Source organism: Gallaecimonas xiamenensis 3-C-1, assembly GCF_000299915.1.
Classification (GTDB): Bacteria; Pseudomonadota; Gammaproteobacteria; order Enterobacterales; family Gallaecimonadaceae; genus Gallaecimonas; species Gallaecimonas xiamenensis.
Window position 1 is genome coordinate 39,258 of record NZ_AMRI01000027.1, and the last position, 18,096, is coordinate 57,353.

The 18,096-nt window shown below is 60.3% G+C and carries 14 protein-coding genes and 2 tRNA genes; 4 read left to right on the plus strand and 12 right to left on the minus strand.

Annotated features, from left to right (window positions below; all coding sequences use genetic code 11):
- Positions 1–11: 11 nt before the first annotated feature.
- The 11 genes from uxaC to kduD all read right to left on the minus strand — a co-directional run bounded on the left by uxaC (position 12) and on the right by kduD (position 11,918).
- Positions 12–1,427 carry a glucuronate isomerase gene (gene uxaC, locus B3C1_RS16170; RefSeq protein ID WP_008486144.1) on the minus strand — a complete coding sequence of 472 codons (1,416 nt, stop codon included), beginning with the start codon at positions 1,425–1,427 and terminating at the stop codon, positions 12–14.
- A 16-nt stretch (positions 1,428–1,443) separates the two neighbouring features.
- Positions 1,444–2,928 carry a UxaA family hydrolase gene (locus B3C1_RS16175; RefSeq protein WP_008486145.1) on the minus strand — a complete coding sequence of 495 codons (1,485 nt, stop codon included), beginning with the start codon at positions 2,926–2,928 and terminating at the stop codon, positions 1,444–1,446.
- Positions 2,925–4,412 carry a glycoside hydrolase family 28 protein gene (locus B3C1_RS16180; protein ID WP_008486146.1) on the minus strand — a complete coding sequence of 496 codons (1,488 nt, stop codon included), beginning with the start codon at positions 4,410–4,412 and terminating at the stop codon, positions 2,925–2,927. Before B3C1_RS16180 ends, B3C1_RS16175 begins: the two co-directional genes overlap by 4 nt.
- Positions 4,409–5,587 (minus strand): glycoside hydrolase family 88/105 protein, encoded by a 1,179-nt coding sequence (locus B3C1_RS16185; protein WP_008486147.1) that lies wholly within the window; start codon positions 5,585–5,587, stop codon positions 4,409–4,411. Before B3C1_RS16185 ends, B3C1_RS16180 begins: the two co-directional genes overlap by 4 nt.
- A 12-nt stretch (positions 5,588–5,599) precedes the next feature.
- Entirely contained in the window at positions 5,600–6,634 is a 1,035-nt protein-coding gene (locus B3C1_RS16190; RefSeq protein WP_008486149.1) for a LacI family DNA-binding transcriptional regulator, read from the minus strand.
- Between the two features lie 2 nt (positions 6,635–6,636).
- Positions 6,637–7,479: an IclR family transcriptional regulator gene (locus tag B3C1_RS16195; RefSeq protein ID WP_008486150.1), complete on the minus strand. Its 843-nt coding sequence runs from the start codon at positions 7,477–7,479 to the stop codon at positions 6,637–6,639.
- Positions 7,480–7,488: 9 nt separating this feature from the next.
- Entirely contained in the window at positions 7,489–8,784 is a 1,296-nt protein-coding gene (locus B3C1_RS16200; RefSeq protein ID WP_008486151.1) for a TRAP transporter large permease, read from the minus strand.
- The gene (locus tag B3C1_RS16205; protein WP_008486152.1) at positions 8,784–9,254 is read right to left on the minus strand and encodes a TRAP transporter small permease; all 471 of its coding nucleotides are present in this window, start codon (positions 9,252–9,254) and stop codon (positions 8,784–8,786) included. The genes B3C1_RS16200 and B3C1_RS16205 overlap by 1 nt, the downstream gene beginning before the upstream one ends.
- 7 nt (positions 9,255–9,261) lie before the next feature.
- Positions 9,262–10,146, minus strand: a complete 885-nt coding sequence (locus tag B3C1_RS16210; RefSeq protein WP_008486153.1) for a TRAP transporter substrate-binding protein — start codon at positions 10,144–10,146, stop codon at positions 9,262–9,264.
- Positions 10,147–10,317: 171 nt separating this feature from the next.
- Positions 10,318–11,157, minus strand: a complete 840-nt coding sequence (gene kduI / locus B3C1_RS16215) for a 5-dehydro-4-deoxy-D-glucuronate isomerase (RefSeq protein WP_008486154.1) — start codon at positions 11,155–11,157, stop codon at positions 10,318–10,320.
- A gap of 11 nt (positions 11,158–11,168) precedes the next feature.
- Entirely contained in the window at positions 11,169–11,918 is a 750-nt protein-coding gene (gene kduD, locus B3C1_RS16220; RefSeq protein ID WP_008486155.1) for a 2-dehydro-3-deoxy-D-gluconate 5-dehydrogenase KduD, read from the minus strand.
- 314 nt (positions 11,919–12,232) lie between these two features.
- On the opposite strand from kduD, the gene B3C1_RS16225 reads away from it, so the two are divergent.
- The gene (locus tag B3C1_RS16225; RefSeq protein WP_008486156.1) at positions 12,233–14,974 is read left to right on the plus strand and encodes a TonB-dependent receptor; all 2,742 of its coding nucleotides are present in this window, start codon (positions 12,233–12,235) and stop codon (positions 14,972–14,974) included.
- Positions 14,975–15,020: 46 nt separating this feature from the next.
- Positions 15,021–16,229, plus strand: coding sequence for a DUF4861 family protein (locus B3C1_RS16230; protein WP_008486158.1), 1,209 nt, complete (start codon positions 15,021–15,023; stop codon positions 16,227–16,229).
- 31 nt (positions 16,230–16,260) lie between these two features.
- Here the strand turns inward: B3C1_RS16230 and B3C1_RS16235 are convergent, their stop codons facing one another.
- Entirely contained in the window at positions 16,261–17,637 is a 1,377-nt protein-coding gene (locus B3C1_RS16235) for a hypothetical protein (RefSeq protein WP_192813396.1), read from the minus strand.
- 257 nt (positions 17,638–17,894) lie between these two features.
- On the opposite strand from B3C1_RS16235, the gene B3C1_RS16240 reads away from it, so the two are divergent.
- A tRNA-Met gene (locus B3C1_RS16240) sits at positions 17,895–17,971 on the plus strand.
- Between the two features lie 8 nt (positions 17,972–17,979).
- A tRNA-Leu gene (locus tag B3C1_RS16245) sits at positions 17,980–18,064 on the plus strand.
- The last annotated feature ends 32 nt before the right edge of the window (positions 18,065–18,096 follow it).

The window sequence follows — 18,096 nt, forward strand, 5'->3', positions numbered from 1 at the left end:
GTCCTCCCCGCTCAGAGCTTGTAGGCCTTTTTGGCCAGGTCATAGGTCAGGGCCCGGGCCAGTTCGAAACCTTCGTCTTCCCCCAGGCGGTGCTCGCTGATAAGCCCAGCCAGGAAGCGGCAATCGATGCGGCGGGCCACGTCGTGGCGGGCCGGAATAGACAAGAAGGCGCGGGTGTCGTCGTTAAAGCCGACGGTGTTGTAGAAACCGGCGGTTTCGGTGACCTGGTGGCGAAAACGCAGCATGCCTTCGGGGCTGTCGTGGAACCACCAGGCCGGGCCCAGTTTCAGGCAGGGGTAGTGGCCCGCCAGGGGCGCCAGCTCACGGGCGTAGCTGGTTTCATCCAGGGTAAAGAGGATGATGCTAAGGCGCGGGTCGTTACCGTATTTGTCCAACAGCGGTTTGAGGGCTTTGACGTATTCGGTAGGCGACGGAATGTCGGCCCCTTTGTCGCGGCCAAAACCTTCAAAGATACGAGGGTTGTGGTTACGAAAGGCGCCGGGGTGAATTTGCATCACCATGCCGTCTTCGATGCTCATCCCCGCCAGCTCGGTGAGCATCTGGGCCCGAAAGAGCTCCTGCTGGGCGCTGCCTGCCTTACCGCTGATACACAGCTCAAAGAGGGTACGGCATTCGGCGTGGGAGAGATTAGCGGTGGCCGCCGTGGGGTGGCCGTGGTCGGTGGCGGTGGCGCCGTGGTCTCGGAAAAAGGCGCGGCGCTGGCGAAGGGCGGCCAGATACCCGTCCCAGCTATGGGTGTCTTCGCCGGTCAGCTCGCCCAGTTTTTTGATGTTATCGGCAAAGTCTTCCCGGGAAGCGTCTACCACGTCGTCGGGCCTGAAGGTGGTGATCACCCGTTTTTCCATGGCGCCGCCTTTCATGGCGCCGTGGTATTTGAGGTCGTCCAGGGCCCCTTCGGTGGTGGCGATGCACTCGATGTTAAAGCGGTCCATCAGCGCCTGGGGCTTGAAGGCGTCAGTAGCCAGCTTTTCGGTGATGGCGTGGTAGTACTGCTCGGCGGTGTCGGGGGCCAGGGCCACCGTCATGCCGAACACTTCGCTAAACACGGTATCAAGCCAGATGCGCGACGGGGTGCCGCGAAAAAGATGATAGTTACCGGCAAAGAGCCGCCAGATGGCGATGGGGTCGGTTTCCACGGCGGCGCCGTCGCGGCGGGGAATGCCCAGGCGCTCAAGGCTGATGCCCTGGCTGTAGAGCATGCGAAACACGTAGTGGTCCGGGCGGATAAAAAGCTCGCTGGCGTTACCAAAAGACGGGTTCTCGGCGAACCAGCGTGGATCGGTATGGCCGTGGGGGCTCAGTATGGGCAGATCCTTGATGCTGTCGTAGAGGCGCCGGGCGATGGCGCGCACTGTCGGGTCGGCCGGAAAGAGGCGGTCCGGGTGCAGGTTCAGTGGCTGTGGCATTGCAAGTCTCCTCCCGTCAAAGGGTCACGCCGCGTTTCCAGATGGCAATTTCGCGGCTGTGGTTACGTTCGTTACAGGTCAATTCGCCCGAGGCTATGGCCAGCAGGCGCTCAAAAAAGGCTTGGCTTAAATCGTCCATGGCGACCCCGTCCAGCAGTTCACCGGCATTGAAATCAATCCAGTTGCCTTTGCGCTGGTAGAGATCGCTATTGGAGCTGATTTTTACCGTCGGTACCGGGAAGCCGAGCGGCGTGCCCCTACCGGTGGTAAAGAGGATCAAGGTGGCGCCGCTGGCAGCAAGGGCGGTGGAAGACACAGCGTCGTTACCCGGCGCTTGCAATAGTGCCAATCCCCGGCCATGGACAGGCTCGCCATAGGCCAGCACCTCCTGGACCTGAGCCTGGCCGCCCTTTTGGATGGCGCCTAAGGACTTTTCTTCCAAGGTGGTCAGGCCGCCGGCCTTGTTGCCCGGTGAGGGGTTTTCGAACACCGGCTGCTTGTGGTCGATAAAGTACTGCTTAAAATCCTGCACCAATTTCACCACCGCCTCGAAGGTGGCGCTGTCTTTGGCGCGGTTCATCAGCACCTGCTCAGCGCCGAACATCTCCGGGGTTTCGGTTAAAAGCACGGTGCCGCCAAGGGCGGTGAAGCGGTCGGTCATGCGCCCCACCAAAGGGTTGGCGGTGATGCCGGAAAAGCCGTCAGAGCCGCCGCATTTCATGCCCAATACCAGTTCGCTCGCCGGGCATGGCTCGCGTTTATCCAGCGCCAGCAGCGGCAGCATCTGGCCTATGGCCTCGACACCGGCTTCCACTTCGTCGTCCACCTGCTGGCTGTTGAAAAAGCGCACCCGATCGCTATCGATGTCGCCGGCCGCTTCCAAAAGCTTGTTGAGCTGGTTGTTCTCGCAGCCAAGGCCCACCACCAGCACGGCGCCGGCGTTGGGGTGGTTGATAAGGGCGGCGAGAATGGCGCGGGTGTCGTTAAGGTCGTCCCCCAGTTGCGAGCAGCCATAGGGGTGCACAAAGGGCACGAAGGCGTCGGCGATACCGGCAAACTCCTGCTCGCAGCGGCTGGCGATGCGCTGGGCAATGGCGTTAACGCAGCCAACGGTGTTGACTATCCACACCTCGTTACGGGTGCCAACCCGGCCGTTTTTGCGCCGATAGCCCATAAAGGTGCCGCCGCCAAAGGCCTCAAGGTTGGGCTCAACCTGCTGGTAACGGTACTCCCCGGCGCCGCTGAGGTTGGTGGCGAGATTATGGGAATGGACATGCTCGCCCTTATTGATGGCGCTGGTGGCAGAGCCGATGGCAAAGCCGTATTTCACCACTTCATCCCCCGCCGCCAGCGCCCTTAAGGCTACCTTGTGGCCGGCGGGCAAGTCGGTGGCCAGCAGCAGTTCTTCGCCGTCAATCAGGTGGCGGCTGCCCTTGTCCAGGGCCTGGGTGGCCACCGCCACATTGTCCTTGGGGTGCACTTTAACCAGGGCAACTTTCATAGGGCCTCCAGCTCGGTGGCGCTGACAAGCTTGCCCGCCACCCTGACGTTGTTAAGTTCGAGTTTGCCGACGTTCTCCAGCACCGAGGGCGCGGCGACTTTGTCGATGCGGCAATTGCTGAGGGTGACCCCTTCGATGGGGGCCGAGGCAAAACCGCGCAGGTAAAAGGCGCGCTGCGCCGAGCGCACCACCAGGTTGTCGATGTGGATGTCCCGCACTTCGGGCAGGAAGCGGCCCTCTTGGCCTTCTTCGTAGAAGAAATTGATGCTGACCGCGTCTTTGACTTCCCCCACCCGCAGGTTGCGAATACGGATGCCTTCGATGGTGCCGCCGCGCCGGGCATTGGTTTTGATGCGAAAGGCCCGTTCCAGCTCGGGGCTGTCCATCTGGCAGTTGTCCAAAAAGACGTTGTAGACGCCGCCGGAGATCTCCGAGCCCAGCACCAGGCCGCCGTGGCCGTCTTTCATCTGGCAGTTGCGCACCACCAGGTTGCGACAAGCCTGGCCCACCCGGCGGCCGTCTTCGTTGCGGCCCGATTTAATGGCGATGCAATCGTCGCCGGTATCGAAGGTGCAGCCCTCAATCACCACGTGGTCGCAGCACTCCGGGTCGCAGCCGTCGTTGTTGGGGCCGTGGCTGCGGCACGTCACTCCCCGCACCGTCACCGACTGGCAAAGCACCGGGTGCAGCAGCCAAAACGGCGAGTTAACCAGGGTGACCCCCTCAATCAGCACGTTCTGGCACAAATAGGGCTGAATAAAGGCCGGGCGCAGGAAGGAGCCTTGGCCATGTAGGCGGGTGCGCGGGTCGGTGCCGGCCAGCACCTCTTGCTGCAATTTGTCTCTGGCCGCCTTTTGGGTTTGGGCAATCGGGTCCTGGCGCCAATGGCCCTCGGGGTGCGGCCCCTTCCAGGGCCACCAGGTGTTGTCGTCGGCGCCGCCGTCCAGCACCCCTTGGCCGGTCACGGCGATATTGCGCTGGCCGTAGGCATAGATGAGCGGCGACAGGCCCATCATCTCCATGCCTTCCCAACGGGTGAACACCGCTGGCAGGTAATGGTCGGGGTTAGGGGAAAACACCAGCACCGCGCCCTTATCCAGGTGCAGGTTGACGTTGGATTTAAGGTGGATGGCGCCGGTTAAAAAGCGCCCTTGGGGCACTCGTACCCGGCCGCCGCCCGCTGCCGCGCAGGCGGCAATGGCCGCGGCGATGGCATCGCTATTAAGCACCTTGCCGCCGGGCACGGCGCCAAAGTCGCTGATGGGAAAGTCGCGCTCGGCAAATTTCGGCAGCTGGGTGTTACGGACAATGTCGTCCGCCAGGGCCCAGTCATCTGCCGGCGCCTGGGTTTTAGGGGCACTAGCGCAGGCTGGCAACTGGCTTAGCACCAGCCCGGCTCCTAAAGCCTTTAACAGGGTGCGCCGCTCCAGGCTGGGGTCGGCAGCCTTGCCACCGGTGGCAGATTCATTAAAAAAAGCGGTCATTGGGCTAATTCCAGGGCAGCCAGGATAAAGGGGCCGGTGGCCTTGGGGTCGTTGTCGCGTTTTTGCTCGCCTACGTAGTACTCGAAGCTGCCGCTGCGATAGGGCTCGCCCCCAAGACCGGCGACGGCGCAGACCTGGGTGATGCTGATAAGCTTGCCGTCGCTCTTAATGAGCTTGTCGGTCAGGCCCTTAAAGCCTTTTTGCGCCACTGCCAGGTACTTTTCTGGCAAATATCCCTGGTTCACCCCTCGGGCCAGGGCGTAGACCAGCATGGCGCTGCCGGACGCCTCCAGGTAGTTGCCGTTGCCGGCGCCCTTGTCAGTGACCTGATACCAAAGCCCGGAGCTGTCTTGAAAGGCGCTGACGTTTTTCGCCAGCTCATTGAAGGTGGCAATCAAAAAGCCCCTGTCCTTATGGCCACGGGGGAAGTGGTCCAGCACGTCTACCAGGGCCATGGCGTACCAACCCAGGGCACGGGACCAAAAATTAGGAGAGGTACCGGTTTGCGGGTTGGCCCAGGGCTGCTGGCGGCTTTCGTCCCAGCCGTGGAACAGCAGGCCCGTTTTCGGGTCCTTGTCGTGCTGCTCCATCAGCCGAAACTGCTGGGCGATATCGCTAAAACTGTCGCTGCCTTCACTAAACCACTGGCCGTACTGGGCATAAAAAGGCGCGCCCATGTAGAGGCCGTCCAGCCACATCTGGAAGGGGTAGCGCTTTTTATGCCAAAAGCCCCCTTCGCTGGTGCGCGGCTGACTTGCCAGCTGCTGGCGCAGCAGATGCATGGCCTGGATATAGCGCGGGTCCTGGGTTTGCTCATAGAGGGGAAACAAAATTTTCCCGGCGTTGATCATGTCGATATTGAAATCGCTCTGCTTATAGCCGCGAATGTCGCCGGTTTCGTCTATCAGGGTGTCGGCATAGGCCTTGGCATAGTCAAAGTAGCGCACATCGCCGCTTTCCTTATAGAGGCGCAGCATGGCGGTTAGCACCAGGCCCTGGGTGTAATTCCACTTGGGCTTTTTATAGCCCTCGATGGTCCAGGCCTGTGGATGGCGGGCCATTTCGGCGTCGGCCATCCGTTTGGCCCAGCTTTCCTTGGCCGCTCCCTGGGCGGTGGTGGCCAATGCCAGCCAGGCCACCAGGGCCAAGGCTGCTCCTTTGATGATGTGCTGCATAAGTTCCCCTGATTATTCGCTGCCGGGCCACTGGCTGGTGGATTCCCGGATGATGAGGCTGGGCTGCACTATGTAGTTCACCCTGATGGCCTTCTCTTCTTTGTCTTCGATGGCGCTGATGATCTTCTGGGCCGCCAGGCTGGCCATGTCGGTGACCGGCCTGCGGATGGTGGTCAGCGCCGGGATGATGCGCGACGCCAGGATGTTGTCGTCAAAGCCGCACACCGACAGCTCCTCTGGCACCTTGATGCCCAGCTCATGGGCCACTTTCAGCACCGCTGCGGCCATTTCGTCGGTGTTGGCAAAGATGGCGGTGGGCCTACCCTCCCCGGCCAGCAAGGTGTGGGCGCATTCGAGGCCGCTTTGATAGTTGTTCTTGCCGTGGGCAATGCGCCCCTCGGGAATGGGCAGCCCCAGGTCTTTGAGGGCGCCACAAAAACCTTCGAAACGCTCGGTGGAGGAGTGGTAGTGCATGGGGCCGGTGATAAAACCGATGTCCCTGTGGCCAAGGCCCACCAGGTGCGCCGCCATTTGCCTAACGCCGGTGCGGTCGTCCGACACCACGATATTGGTGTGGTCGTCCAAGTCCAGGGACGCCATGCGCACATAGGGGTGGCCCTCTTCCCTCAAGGCCGCCGCCAGCACTTTGCTCTCGGACACCGGCGGCAGCACTATGACCCCGTCCAGCTTTGAGCGGCCTACAAAGGCCAGGCAGTCTTCCACCAGGCTGGGGCTGTCGTACTTACAGGGGTGCACCACCAGCTCGTAACCCTGGCGGGAACAGACATCCAGCAGGCCTCTTTGTACCTGGTCGATATAGAGGGCGTCGGGGTTGTCGTAGATGATGCCGATAAAATAGGAACGGCTCGACGCCAGGCCCCTGGCCTGCTTGTCGGGCTGGTAATTGAGATCGGCAATGATCTTTTCGATGATCTTGCGGGTCTCTTCACCAACGCTGGCCGAGCCGTTGAGGACCCTGGACACGGTGCGCTTGGACACCTGGGCGGCCCGGGCCACGTCGTTGATGGTTGGTTTCTTCACTAGCATGGTCAGTTGCCCATCATTATTGGGTTGGGTGCCTGCATACCGTAGGTCACCAGAAAAGAAGTGTTGCCCGGCGCTTCGCCGCCTTTGGCGCCTCTTTGAAAAACAGCGCGGTAAATGGCGCTGGCGCCGTCTTTGAGGCCGCTCACCATGGCGTCGAGCCGCTCCCCTTTAAGGTCGGAGGCAGGGCCAGTGCAGCCCAGGGACGCCACCACCAGGCCACTGCGGTCACGAATGGGCACCGCCAGGCAGCGGACTTCGTCGTGGTATTCCCGGTCGTCTAAGGCATAGCCCAGGGCGATGACCCTTTTGAGATCTTTACGCAAAGGTTCCAGTTCGGTGATGGTGCGACAGGTCATGGCGGTGAGGTAGCGGCCGGCAAAGAGCCGCTCCAGTTCGTCAAAGTGGCGAAAGGCCAGAAACACCTTGCCGGTGGCCGATGCGTGCAGCAGGGTGCTGACCCCGGGCCTGCTGGCGATTTTGGGCTGCAGGCTGGCGTTGCAGACCTCGATGATCAGGCTCGAGTCGGTATTGGGCACCGCCAGATGCACGCTAAGGCCGGACTGCTGGGCCAGGCGCTGCACATGGACGGCGGCATGCTGGCGCAGCTTGTCCGATTGTAGGGCCTGGAAGCCCAGGTTGAGCATGCCAGGGCCGCTGACAAACTGCTTGCCGCGCTTTTCCACCAGGGCTTCGGCGCACAGGGTTTTGAGTAGCCGAAACACCGTGGTGCGGGGCAGGCCCAGCTCGGCCTCCAGGTGGGTGGCGGACAGGCCGTCACTGTTGGCCGCCAGCAGCTGCAGCAACTGGCAGGCCTTGGCCACGCTGGGAATTTGATACTTATCCATGTCTCCCTCCTAAAGTCCCATCAGCCTGGGCAGTGCCTCGCTGATGGCCGGCACGTAAGTGACCAGCATCAGCACCAGGAACATGGCCAGGTACAAGGGCAGCAAGGGCTTTAACAACCTTTCAATGGTGGTATTGGCCACGGCGCAGCCCACGAACAACACGCTGCCCACCGGCGGCGAACAAAGGCCGATGGACAGGTTCAAGACGATCATGATGCCGAAATGCAAAGGCGACATGCCCAGGGCCTCGGCTACCGGCAGGAAGATGGGGGTGAAGATCAGCACCGCCGGGGTCATGTCCAAGAAGGCCCCCACCACAATCAACACCAGGTTGATGATCAGCAGGATGATGATGGGGTTGTCGCTCAGGGTCACCAGCGCCTGGCTGATGGTCTGGGGGATTTGCTCAAAGGACAGCAACCAGGACATGGCGCTGGAGCAGGCGATAAGGAACATGACGATGGCGGTGGTTTCCACCGCTTTGAGCAAAATGCCCGGCAGCTGGCTGGGGGTCACTTCCTTGTAGAACACCATGGACAGCACCAGGGCGTAAATCACCGCCACGGCGCCGGCCTCGGTGGCGGTAAAGATGCCGCCGATAATGCCGCCGATCACCACCACCACCAACAGCAGGCTGGGCAAGGCCGCCGCCACTTTGGGCAGCACCTGGGCCAGAGGCAGGCGCTCACCCACCGGGTACCCCTTGGCCTTGGCGTAGCCGCCGCAGACCAGCATCAAGGCCAGGCCCAGCAAGATGCCCGGCAGGTAGCCGGCCACGAACAGCGCGGCGATGGACACCCCACCGCTGGCGATGGCGTAGATGATCAGGATATTGCTGGGGGGAATGAGCATGCCGGTGGTGGCGGCGGCGGCGGTGACGGCGGCGCTAAAGTCCTTGCTGTAGCCCTTGCTCTCCATCTGCGGCACCATAAAGCTGCCGATGGCCGAGGTGGCCGCCACCGCCGAGCCGGAAATGGCGCCAAACAGCATGCAGGACACCACATTGACCAGGGCCAGGCCGCCGGGCAAGGCGCCGATCAGCGCCATGGCGCATTCGATTAGCCGCCGGGCAATGCCGCCCCGGCCCATGATAAGGCCCGACAGCACAAAGAAGGGAATGGCCAGCAGGGCAAAGCTATCGATGCCCCCCACCATGCGCTGGGATACGGTGCTGACCGCCGTATCGAAGTCCAGGTTCAGCAGCAAGGTGGCCAGGGTGGCGATGCCGATGCAGTAGGAAATGGGCAGGTTGATCAGCAAGAGCCCAAAGAACAGCATCAGCAGCAAGGCAACGGAGGCGGCCATCAGTGTTGCCTCCCGCTACGCAGGTGGTCATAGCCGAAGAGCAGCATCAGCAGCCCCGATAGCGGCACCACCGAATAGACCCAGCCCATTTCGATGCCCATGGCCGCCGACACCTGCTTAAGATCCAGGGTCAGGCGCACCAGCTTGTAGCCCCCCAGCACCATCACCAGGGCGGCAAAGACCATCACCAGCAGGTGCACCAAGGCATCGATGCGCCGCTTCCAAGAGGCCCCGAGGCGGTCGGTCACCAGGCTAAGGCCCAGGTGGGCGCGGACCCGGTAGCCGTAGGCAGCCCCCAGCATACCCACCCAGATGAGCAGGAAGCGGGCCATTTCTTCGGTGGCGGAACTGGGGCTTTGCAGCACGTAACGGGACAATACCTGCCAGCTCACCACCAGCACTATGGCCCCCATGGCGGCGATAAGAACCCACTTGAGGGCGCTGTCGAGATGTCGGAAAAAGGCGTCCATCCTGTCCTCACATGGTCTTGATACGTTGCAGCAGGGCGCCGATGGCGGTGCCTTGGTAGCTGTCGTGTATGGGTTGCACCGCCGCCATAAAGGGGCCCTTGTCGGGGCGGATCACCTGCACCCCCTTGGCTTCCACCGCCTTGATGGCGTCGTCCGAGGCCTGCTGCCAGAGGTTTTTCTCAAAGACCACAGAATCGTCCATGGCCTGGCGCAGCCATTTTTGTTGCTGGGGGTTGAGGCTGTCCCAGACCTTTTGGCTGGCCAGCACCACGTCCGGCACGAAGCTGTGCTCGTCCAGGCTGTAGTAAGGGGCTATCTCATAGTGGCGGGACAGGTAATAGCTGGGGGGGTTGTTCTCGGCGCCGTCCACCACCCCCTGTTGCAAAGCGGCGTAGAGCTCGCCCCAGGCAATGGGGGTAGCGGCGCCCCCCAGGGTATTGACCATCTTCACGGCGGTGGGGCTGTTCAGTAGCCTTATCTTCTTGCCCTTGAGATCCAGGGGATTTTGGATAAGCCCCTGGGTGCTGTAGAAGCTGCGGCTGCCGGCGTCGTAGTAGCCCAGGCCAATCAGGTGCGCCGGCCGGGTCTGGGCCAGCAGGTTCTGGCCGATGTCGCTGTCCAGCACCCGCCAGAACTGGTCGCGGTCCTTAAAGACATAGGGAATGGAAAAGAGCTGCATCTGAGGCACAAAACCCTCGAGGGTGCTGGCCGACACCTTGGTCATGGCCAGGCTGCCGATTTGCAACAGCTCCACCAGCTCCCGCTCGGTGCCCAACTGGCCGTTGGGGTAGATCATCAAGCGCATCTGGCCGCCGGAATAGAGTTCCAGGCGCTGGGCCATAAATTCCATGGACTGGTGCACCACATGCTGGGTGTCCAGGGTATGGGCCATCCGCAACACCGTGACCTGCGACTCCTTCTGACATCCCCCCAGGAGTAACAGGCCCAGTGCCACCGGTAGCAATCTGCCGATAAGGGCTCGCATAACATTTCCCCATAGTGCAGCCCCTGCTGACAGGGCTGCCTTGCTGCTGACATTGCTTATCTTTGTTGTCTGGCGCCCTTAACGGAGGACGTCGGCCGGGAACTTGTCCATGTCGTCGTAATCGAGATTTTCACCGGCCATGCCCCAGATAAAGCTGTAACTCTGGGTACCGGCGCCGCAGTGAATGGACCAGGGCGGCGAGATCACCGCCTGCTCGTTCTTGACCCAGATATGGCGGGTTTCGGTGGGCTCCCCCATGAAGTGGCAGACCCCCTGCCCCTGGGGCAGGCCGAAGTAGAAGTACACCTCGTTGCGCCTGTCGTGCTGGTGGGCCGGCATGGTGTTCCAGACACTGCCGCTGACCAGCTCGGTCAGGCCCATCTGCAACTGGCAGGTCTCAACCACGCCATTGATAAGGAGCTGATTGATATAGCGCTCGTTGGCGGTTTCGCTGCTGCCAAGGTGCAAGACTTTGGCGTCGCACTTGCCCACTTTTTTATTGGGATAGCGGGCGTGGGCCGGGGCGGCGTTGAGGTAAAAGCGGGCCGGGTTCTGCGCATCCAGGCTCTCAAAGGTCACAGACTCGTTGCCGGTACCCAGGTAGAGGGCCTCTTTGAAAGCCAGCTCAAAGGCGGTGCCGTCGGCAACAACCCGGCCGGGGCCGCCGACGTTGATGATGCCAAGCTCGCGCCGGTACAGGAAAAAAGGCGCCTTTAAGGGATCGATAGCCTCAAGGGCCAAAGGCGCGGCCACCGGCACGGCGCCCCCCACCATAAAGCGCTCGTAGTGGCTGTACACCCAGCGCACCTTGCCCGCCTCCATCAGCTCGCCGGCCAAAAAAGCGTCCCGAAGATCCTCGGTGTCCATGGCTTTGACTTCGTTCTTGCCTACCGCGTAGCGCACTTCATATTCGGTCATGGTTCTCTCCGTTATCGGGCCAGCCAGCCGCCATCCACGGCCAGGATATGGCCGTTGACATAGTCACTGGCCTTGGAAGCCAGAAACACCACGGCCCCTTTTAAATCATCTGGGTTACCCCAACGGCCGGCGGGGATGCGCTTTTCGATCTCGCTGCTGCGCTCGGCATCGTCCTGCAGGGCCTGGGTGTTGTCGGTGCGAAAATAGCCGGGGGCAATGGCGTTGACCTGGATGCCGTGTTGGCCCCACTCGTTGGCCAGGGCCTTGGTCAGGCCGGCAATGGCATGTTTGGAGGCGGTGTAGGCCGGCACCCGGATACCGCCGCTGTAGGACAGCATGGAGGCGATATTCACTATCTTGCCGCTGCCCTTGGTCACCATGGCCCGGCCCAGCAGTTGGCTGAGCTGGAAGGCGGCGTTGAGGTTGACCTTGATCACGGCGTCGAAGGCGTCCAGGGGAAAGTCCAGGGCCGCTTCCCGGTAGATACAGCCGCCGTTGTTGACCAGTACGTCAACCGGGCCTGCGGCCAGGGCCTGTTCCGCCAGGGCCTGCACCGCCTGGCTGTCCCCCAGATCGGCGGCCAGGGCCCGGGCTTTGCCACCGAGGGCAAGGATTTTGGCAACCGTGTCATCACAGCCCCCTTCCCTGGAACTGGCACAGATCACCTCGGCACCGTTTTCGGCCAATCCCAGAGCCATGGCCTGGCCCAATCCTCGGCTGGCCCCCGTTACCAGGGCTCGTTTTCCGTTCAGCGCAAACATGCAGCCACTCCCCACAGATAAAAATAAACATTAAAAATCAAACTCTTAACCAAGAGCATCTAAGAGGCATCGGCCCTGTGGCCGTTATTCAGATATGAAATTTTTTTCACTTTCAGCCTCTTTCCCTTAAGGTAAAGCTTTGACCTTTACGTAACAGTAATTACACATATAACCATGGTTTGTCATGGGTTGCCGAGAATGTCAACCAAATCATGCCACCGGTGGCAAACCAGATAACAGCCTGGTTCACATATAAACCGTAAGCAGCAAAACCAGGCTTTGAAGGGCAGTGTCACTTTAGGGGGAATAACCGAATGCAGCCCAAGTTCAAACTGAATCGTATTGTGTCCAGCCTGTTGCTGGCCGGCTGTAGCTGGAGCCTGGCGGCACCGTTGGCCCTGGCCGCAGAAAGCGACCCGGCCCCGGCCGCCAATGACGACATGGAAGTGATAGAAGTGACCGGCTACCGAGCCAGTCTGAACCGTTCGATGCTGGACAAGCGTGCCGCCGTCGGTTCCAAAGAAAGCATCATGGCCGAAGATATCGGCAAGTTCCCGGATCTTAACGTGGCAGAAGCCCTGCAGCGGGTACCGGGGATCACCATCACCCGCGAAGCGGGGGAAGGTCGCCAGGTGTCCTTGCGGGGCCTGGGGCCCAAGTTCACCCGGGTCACCATCAACGGCATGGACTCGGCCGCCGCCACCGGTGGCTCCGACGCCTCCGGCAGCGTCAACACCAGCCGCGCCTTTGACTTCAACATCTTTGCCTCTGAGCTCTTTAAGCAGGTGGATGTGTACAAGACCCCGGAAGCGTCCCGCAACGTCGGCCTGGCCGGCGCCATCAACATGCGCACCGCCCGCCCCTTTGACTTTGACGGCTTCAAAGCCGCCCTGTCCCTCAAAGGCGCCTACTCGGAACTGCCGGACAAGACCGACCCCAGGGGGGCGTTTTTGATCTCCGACACCTTTGCCGACGACACCCTGGGCGCCCTGTTCTCTGTAGCCTACTCGGAAAGGTCCATCCGCGAAGAAGGCCACACCACGGTGCGTTGGCAGCGCAACAACTTTTCCGCCGTGGGGGCCAATGCCAATGGCGAACTGAACGGGGCCTTCTACCCCCGCTTCCCCCGGGCCACCGGGGTGCTGAACGAGCAGGAACGCCTGGGGGTCACCGCCTCCTTGCAGTACCGCCCCAACGACAAGGTGGAAATGACCCTGGACCTGCTCCACGCCGAGCTCAACAACGACCGGGACGAGTTCCAGTTCTCGGCGCCCCTGTCCAAGAACACCTCCAGGATCACCCCGGTAGCGGCGGTATTGAACGGCGACGAGATAGTGGCAGGCAAGTTCGAGCATGTATCTACGGTGTCGGAGTATCGCCGTGACCGCATGGAAACCGAATTCGACCAAATCAGCTTCAATACCGACTGGCAAATCACCGACGACCTCAAGGCCAACATCCTGCTGGGCTACGGGGACTCCACCTATAAGAACCCCCTGCAAAACACCGTCGGTATCGCCAACAACGACAGCACCTTCTCCTACAGCTACGCCAGCAATGTCGATGTGAACAACATCGTCAGCGGTACGGCGGTGCGCGACATGGATATGCCCAACATGGTGTGGGGTTTTGATACCACGGACCCGGGCAATTACGAGGTGGACCTGATGCGGGTGCGCTCCACCAAGACCGACAACTCCAACAAGGTGGCTGAGTTCAACTTCACCTATCTGGGCAAGGACGACGCCAAGCTGCACTTCGGTGCCGGCTACCGCAAATTCGAGATGGAGTTTCGGGACTATCGCAACAGTGGCGAGAACAACTTCGACGGCGACACCGTCACCGGCGATATGGCTTACCTGTTGCCCCTGGGTGGCTACGGCGACGGCCTGGACCCCACCTACTTCCCCAACGAAAGCAACTGGCTGACGCCCAACTACGACGCCTTTATGGATCTGTACATGGGCCAGCCCGGCACCGAGATGGAGCTGTCCGGCCAGCGCTCCTTCGGGGTGTCTGAAACCGTCTACACCGGTTATGTGCAGTTCGACAACATCTCCACCTTCCTGGGCAAGACCCTGCGCTACAACTTCGGCCTGCGCGCCGAGCGCACCAAGACCACCTCCGACACCTATGTGGGCGGTGACGTGGATGCCTTCGTCAACTTTGAAAACTACTACACCGACGTGCTGCCCTCGGCCAACTTCGCCCTGGACATCACCGACGATCTGGTGGGCCGCCTGTCCATGGCCAAGGCCATTACCCGCCCCAGCCTCGGCAGCCTGGCCGGCGCAGTCAACCCCAGCTCGGTCAACCAGAAAGTCAGTTCCGGTAATCCCAGCCTGGAGCCGTTCCGCGCCAACCAGGTCGACCTGGGCCTGGAGTGGTACATGGAAGACGAAGGCATGTTGGCCGGCAGCGTCTTCTACAAAGATATCGAGCAGTGGATCAGCACCGAGACCTCAAGCCGCCTGCTGACCGCCTCGGAAATCGCCGAGTACAACCTGGACACCAGCTACTTCAACCCGGCCACCGACCAGTTTGCCTTCACCAATCCGGTGAACTCTCCCGGCTTTGACATCCTCGGCTACGAGTTCATCTACCAGCAGCCCTTCAGCTTCCTGCCGGGCTTGTTGAAAAACTTCGGGGTGGTGACCAACTTCACCTATGTGGATGCCAAGACCGACTACGAAAAAGAGGACGGCGTCTTTGACTCGGCCCCCATCACCGGGCTGTCCAAGATCAGCTACAACGCCACCCTCTACTACGAAACCGATGTTTACGGTGCCCGCCTGTCCTACAACTACCGGGACAAGTACCTCAACAACCTGGGTACCACCAGCAACAACGGCAACGACTCCAACGGCTTTAAAGATGTGGGCTACTTGGACTTCTCGGCCTTCTACAACATCAATGAAAACCTCTCCATCAGCCTGGAGGCCATCAACCTCACCGACGAGTACAGCTTCTTCTGGGTCGACCGGGACGCCCAGCGCCCCTACGAAGTGCTGCACACCGGCCGTCAATACTTCCTGGGCCTAAGGGCCACTTTCTAAGCCTTATGGGGGAGCTTGCTCCCCCTTTTTTCAATGGAGTAGATGTATGGATTGCAAAGCCTTCAGCCTCGCCGTGCTGGCCCTGGCCACAGCCCCGGCCATGGCCGCCGCGCCGCTGTTGACCCTGACCGTTCACAACCCCAACCCCAAGCCCCTGTCCCAGGTGCTGGAAGTGCCCCTGGCCGGCCACAGCCTGCCGGCCATGCTCAAAAGCGATGGCGGCGACGTTGACCTCCAGGACAAGGACGGTGACGGCAAGGCCGATACCCTGCTGATTTGGCTGGCGCTGCCGGCCAAGGGCCAGCAGACCATCAATATCAGCCAGGGCAACGCCAAACCTATCGCCCGCACCCATGCCGAGCTGTCGGTGCGCCAGAGGGGCCAATGGCAGGGCCAAAAGTACGTCGCCGACGGCTTTACCTTTAAAGAGGCCGACCATTACCAAACCCCGCCGCAGCTGACCGACCACTCCTTCTACCTGCGCTACGAAGGGCCGGGCTGGGAAAGCGACAAGATTGGCTACCGCCTCTATCTGGATTGGCGTAACGCCTCGGACGTATTCGGCAAACGCACCAGCGATATGGTGCTTCAAGACGTGGGCCAGGACGGCTACGAAAGCTACCACCACTTAAGTGACTGGGGCATGGACGTGCTCAAGGTGGGTAAATCCTTAGGCATCGGCTCCCTGGGCCGCCTCACAGACCAGGGCGTGGCCCATTTCGAGCAGGTGAAAGACAGCCGCTATGCCCTGGAAAAGGACGGCGGCCTGCGCTCGGCCTTCAAGGTCCATTATCAAGGCTGGGAGGTGGCCGGGGAAAACCTGGATGTGGACAGCCGCTACCAGATTGACGCCGGCAGCCACGCCAGCCAAGTGACGGTCAGCACCCGCCCTGCCACCCAAAACCTGGTCACCGGCCTGGTTAAGCTCCCCGCCACCGAGCTGTTAAAAGGCGGCAGCGGCGATTGGCACTACCTGGCGACCTGGGGCAAGCAGAGCCTGTCCGGTAAGGACGATAACCTGGGCCTGGCGCTTTTTTATAAGGGCAGCGAGGTAGCCCAGGTCAGCGAAGGCGAGCACGACCACCTGCTGCGCTTTAAGGCCACAGACAAGCCCATTCATTACTACCTGATGAGCTACTGGCCGGATCCGGCCAAGGCCGGCCCAGGGGATGCGGCCCAGTTCAAGGCGCTTTTAACCGAGCAACTAACCCGCCTGGCCAGCCCCTTGCAGGTGACGCAGGTTAGCTGGCACTGACCATAAAAAAGCCCCCTGGCGGGGGCTTATTTCATCCGTCCAGCTTTTCTGCAAAAGCGGCGGCGTACTTGCGTGTTTTCTTGTAAACCGAGTGGACCGCCATGTCTTCCAACAACGGCTGAAAGCTCTTGTTCTCGGAGTTGCCAAGGATGCGGCAGATCCAAGCGTAGAAGTTATCCTGCTTTTGGAAGCGAAAGCGGTTGATACGTGCTTCGTTATCGAGGATCTGGCTCAGCTGGGCCAACAAGTAGGGGTTTTTGCCATAGTTGCGGGCAATGTCCTTGATGGCATACATACGCTGGTCGTCGTCGCCGCTGCGCAGCATGTTGGATAGCTGGTTACCACGCCAATCCAGGGAAGGGTCCATGGTCGACACGTTATGGATCTTCTTGGCCAGAGTGATGTGGTAATCCATCTGCAACAGGTAACGCTGGCCGTATTTCTGTAAGGACTCGCTAGCGCCCTTATCAGCCACCAACTGCACTGTCGGCCTATATTGCTCCAAACCTGACAGCGCCAATGCCTTCAGAGCCCAGGTTGCTTCTTCAAGCGCATCAGGGTCGCTGCTCTGATAGTTGTCCAGCACCTGCTTTTGTACCAGGCCATAGAGGGCATCGCTGTTGAGCCACACCTTCAGCAGGGATTTATCGGTATCGATTCTCTGGTCGCGGTCGGTGCTGTTAAGACCGGCAATGAAAGGCGCGCTGACATCGGCGGGAATGTAATCGGGTGACGCAAGGCCTACCGGCCGAATTTCTGCAGCTTTGGCCTGTTCACTGCGGGACTGGCGCTTGGCCAAGATGGCAGCCTTGTCCATGCCCTTGGTCTTAAAAGTAAAAGCATCGGCATCGTATTGGCGGTCATGCTTAATGTTTTTAACCACCTCGTTTACGATGGCTGCCAGGTAATGGTATTCCAGTTTGGCGTCATCCGAGAACAGGCCACTAAGGGGTACTGTCGTGACAAGATTATTGCCATTGTGGGCGTCAAATACCGGGCTAACTTGCTGGAACAGCATGTCCTCACCGAGATAATGCTTGTCGACAAACTGCATGGTGGGGTTGACCATCTTGTCGAGTGGGAAGGGGGTTTCGTCCCCGACAAAGCGTTGTTGGTAGTCGATAAAGATGTCCAAGTCCACCACATTGACATCATCTTTATCTGCCAACAGCCCTTCTTTTTCCAGGCAGTACATCAGATATTCCCTGGCCAAGGCTTTGCCCTGTTCTTCCGGCAGCATGCGCTTGCCAAGACGGTCGAAGGACTTGGAGATGTCCATATCGAACTGGCGAACCTGGTACTTGATGGTGGTATCGCTATGGGGATAACGCGGCTTGTCGACTTTATTACTGGCACAACCTGACAGCAGGGCCGCTGCCAGCAATGACACTGAAACTATCCTTAACATCTTTCCTTGCCTTTGTGGTTGTAGTGGTACGGCCCCGCCCGGCTTGGCAGCACCGGACCGAGGAACTTAAACCTCTACTAGGCGACTTAACAGGAAATTATTATTAGAATGCCTTATGACATTTTCGGCTCTCTGTCGGCCAGACAGTGAGCAGGAATCAGGCTCTTGCCTAAATAGTCGACAAACAGTCCCAGTCTGGGTGCTAAACCGTTGACGCTATGCTTTGGTGTCGGCATAATTCGCGCCGTTCACACGATGGCTATGTAGCTCAGTTGGTTAGAGCACATCACTCATAATGATGGGGTCGCAGGTTCAAACCCCGCCATAGCCACCATGAACAATGCGGAAGTGGCGAAATTGGTAGACGCACCAGATTTAGGTTCTGGCGCCGCGAGGCGTGAGAGTTCAAGTCTCTCCTTCCGCACCATCTGTTGGAGTATCGCCAAGCGGTAAGGCAGC